Annotated in this window: 4 protein-coding genes; 1 reads left to right on the top strand and 3 read right to left on the bottom strand. The window is 30.0% G+C overall.

What is annotated here, in order from left to right; translation table 11 throughout:
• Positions 1 to 867 (bottom strand): tetratricopeptide repeat protein (locus AB8B65_RS09130; protein WP_405300642.1); only part of this gene is annotated, 867 nt, incomplete at its 3' end.
• Between the two features lie 236 nt (positions 868 to 1103).
• Between AB8B65_RS09130 and AB8B65_RS09125 the strand changes: the two genes are divergently transcribed.
• Positions 1104 to 1355, top strand: coding sequence for a hypothetical protein (locus AB8B65_RS09125; RefSeq protein ID WP_405300641.1), 252 nt, complete (start codon positions 1104 to 1106; stop codon positions 1353 to 1355).
• A gap of 85 nt (positions 1356 to 1440) precedes the next feature.
• Here AB8B65_RS09125 and AB8B65_RS09120 read toward each other — a convergent pair whose 3' ends face one another.
• Together AB8B65_RS09120 and AB8B65_RS09115 are read right to left on the bottom strand one after the other, a co-directional pair.
• Positions 1441 to 1689 carry a hypothetical protein gene (locus AB8B65_RS09120; protein ID WP_405300639.1) on the bottom strand — a complete coding sequence of 83 codons (249 nt, stop codon included), beginning with the start codon at positions 1687 to 1689 and terminating at the stop codon, positions 1441 to 1443.
• A gap of 107 nt (positions 1690 to 1796) precedes the next feature.
• Positions 1797 to 2862 (bottom strand): helix-turn-helix domain-containing protein (locus AB8B65_RS09115; RefSeq protein ID WP_405300638.1); only part of this gene is annotated, 1066 nt, incomplete at its 5' end.

The following is a 2862-nucleotide window of genomic DNA, read 5'->3' as shown; positions in this document are numbered from 1 at the left end:
CAGACTTGGTTGATTTACTTTTTCTATTTGTTCTATAGACTCATTTAGTCTTTCTATAGATTTTTCAAACATTCCTTTCTCGTAACTAATAATAGCTTCGCCATTTATAAAATAAATGTTTCCATATACATCATCCTCTTTTATTGTTTCTCTGAATCCTATGTCATTATATATAGAAGCAGAGTCTAATAATACAAGTTTTTGTTCTAGGGCTTCTACTTTATTCGCTTTACGAACGTAAACGTTACTGAGTGTTATTAACGTATTAGTGTAAAAAAAGGAGCCAAATTCTTTACTTCTAATTTCTCTAGAAACATTTTTTGAAGCATTGTAATTCTGTAGTAAAATATCCAATGCTCCATTTTGATCGCCTAACTCACTTTTAATTAATGCTATATTATGAGAGATACTATTGATCATTAATTTATGAGCTGTTTTTTTATAATATGATAAGGCTTTAATATAGGCATCAAAAGCATTGTCATAATTTCCATTATCATAATCTATAAAACCGTGACTAAAGAGGCTTTGTGCTTCTATATTGTCATTAGAAATCGATTTTGCAAGTTGTGTAGCACTTTCAATATATGGTATTGCCTTGTCATAATTCCCAATACTATTTTCAAACTTGGCTAGTAGTATAGATGTTTCGGAAACATTGTACGTGTTGTTGGTTGTTTTTGCGTTAGTAAGCATTTTATGTAAATAAACACGTGAAGCAGAAGTGTCTTTATACATGACTTCATAATATAACGATCGTAGTTTTTTATGCGAGTAATCTGCTAAAGAGTCCTTTTCTTGAGAAAAGAGACTATAAGAAATTAAAAAAAATACAAACAGTATGTGTTTTATGAATTTAGGAGACATGTAAAAGGGATAATTTGCTAAAAGCAAGATACTATAAATTAAAGAATTTAGGCTGTAAAAGAAACCTTTTTTAAGTATTTATAATGCTCTTAAAATTTAAAGTAAACCCTTAATGTTACTAGATTGTAGAGAAAGAATTACAACCTATTATTGTCTAATTGTAGATTGCTTTCGTTGCACAACCTGCTTTTTACACATAATTTTGATTTCAGAATTAACAATTAAAACTCATTATTATGAAGAAAAAATTAACAAGTCTTTCGTTAAACAAAAAATCAATTTCAAACTTAGGCGGTTTACAAAAAGTGAAAGGCGGTACAAAACAGCTAGAAACAATTTCTTGTGTTCCTTACGGTATTTGTTGCCCAACACATGACACAGACTGTCCAACAAACACTTGTGGAGGAACAGGAAACGTTTTAACGGCAGACTGTAACACAAACCAAGAAGGTTGTACTGTGCCAACATTTTCAGTAGTAATTTGCTAAAAAGGCACTATAATTAGGTTTTAGGGTACTAAAAAAGCCTGCATTTTTGTTAATGCAGGCTTTTGGTTTTTTAAAATGAGTTATTTTATCCTCCACAAGCTCCAGTTGGGAATCCATCACAATCATCTGTTGGCGGCGATGTTGTTAAGGTAACACACTCAGTATCTTCATAACTAGTGCATTCTTCCTCAGTTATTATACTGAGACATGGATCTGTTTTTGGACAGGTGTTATCAGTAGCACAACCCAGAGTAAGTCCTCCTTTTAGCCTGTACAAAGTATTCATGTTTGCGACTTTATTTTTCCCTAAATTTAATTTACGTTTTTTCTTCATTGCTATGTAGTTTTAGAAATTTTGATTGTGAAAAATAGGTGTTACCCTAGTTTTTACAAAGATAATAGGACGATAATACGACAATAGTAGATTGTTTAAACATTGTCCTAAGCATTAATTTTATTGATATTTTTGATATAATAGGACGGATAAATTCCTGTGTTTTTCACAAAAGCTCTTGAGAACATGTCGGAAGACTTAAAGCCCGATTCTTCGGCAATAGATTTAATGTCATATGATCGAAATACTGGATCATCTTTAAGTCGTTCCAAAGCATAATCAATTCGTAAATTTCGGATATAATCTATAAATTTTAATTGCTTGTGTGTATGGATTATTTTTGATAAATAAGTTTTGTTAGTTTTTGCTTTTTTGGCAACAAAGGCTAAATCACAATTCTTATCTCGAAACCATTCTTTTTCCTCAAATTTATCCAAAGCTTTTAAAACTTGTACGACCTTCTCATCATCAATTGTCAACACTTGCTGTGGTTTTGAAATAATCGTTCTTATATCTTTTTTCTCATCTAACTGTAAAAGTAATTTTTTAAATGCGAGTTGATTTTTTCGCTTTTGTCTTATGAAGAAAAGAAAGAATATACACAATGAAATGGCTAAAACCCCAATAATGATTATGGCTTTTAAATTTGTATTATTTAATGAATCTATCTTTTGTTCAAAACGATCTATATCGTATTGTAAATGAATATCTTCACGTACTTCCTGAGTAATTAACTTATTAAGTTGTGTATTTTCATAAAATAAACCTTTGTATTTTAAAGCATTATCAGAATCATTTTGGCTTTTGTATATTTCTATAAGAGAAGCATATACGCCTTGTAGTATAAAATAGTTAGTACTATTTTTAGTTGAAACAGAATCTGCTTTTTTTAAATACGTTACAGCGTTGTCAAGTTGATTCAGTTTTTTATAGCTGCGTCCTTTGTAATAATAAAGTATTGTTAACGCGCTAGGTTCTTTATAATTATTTACGAGTTCTGAAGCTTTGTCAAGTTTATAAAGCGCTTTTTTATAGTTGCCACGTTCTTCCGCAATAATTCCATCGCCAATGATAAATCTAATTTCATAGGCTTTATTTTTTTTATGGATGGCTTCCTTAAGTCCAAGAGTATTGTAATCAGCAGCAATATTTAATAAAGAATCTTTTTTACTA

Origin of the sequence: Kordia sp. (assembly GCF_045105435.1) — a bacterium.
Classification (GTDB): domain Bacteria; phylum Bacteroidota; class Bacteroidia; order Flavobacteriales; family Flavobacteriaceae; genus Kordia.
Note: the sequence above shows the minus strand (reverse complement) of the source record. Positions and strands in the feature narration are given on the sequence as shown.

What these genes read in the sequence shown, in the direction of transcription:
- AB8B65_RS09125 (WP_405300641.1), top strand. Translation starts at nt 1,104, where the DNA reads ATGAAGAAAAAATTAACAAGTCTTTCGTTAAACAAAAAATCAATTTCA.
- AB8B65_RS09120 (WP_405300639.1), bottom strand. Translation starts at nt 1,689, where the DNA reads ATGAAGAAAAAACGTAAATTAAATTTAGGGAAAAATAAAGTCGCAAAC.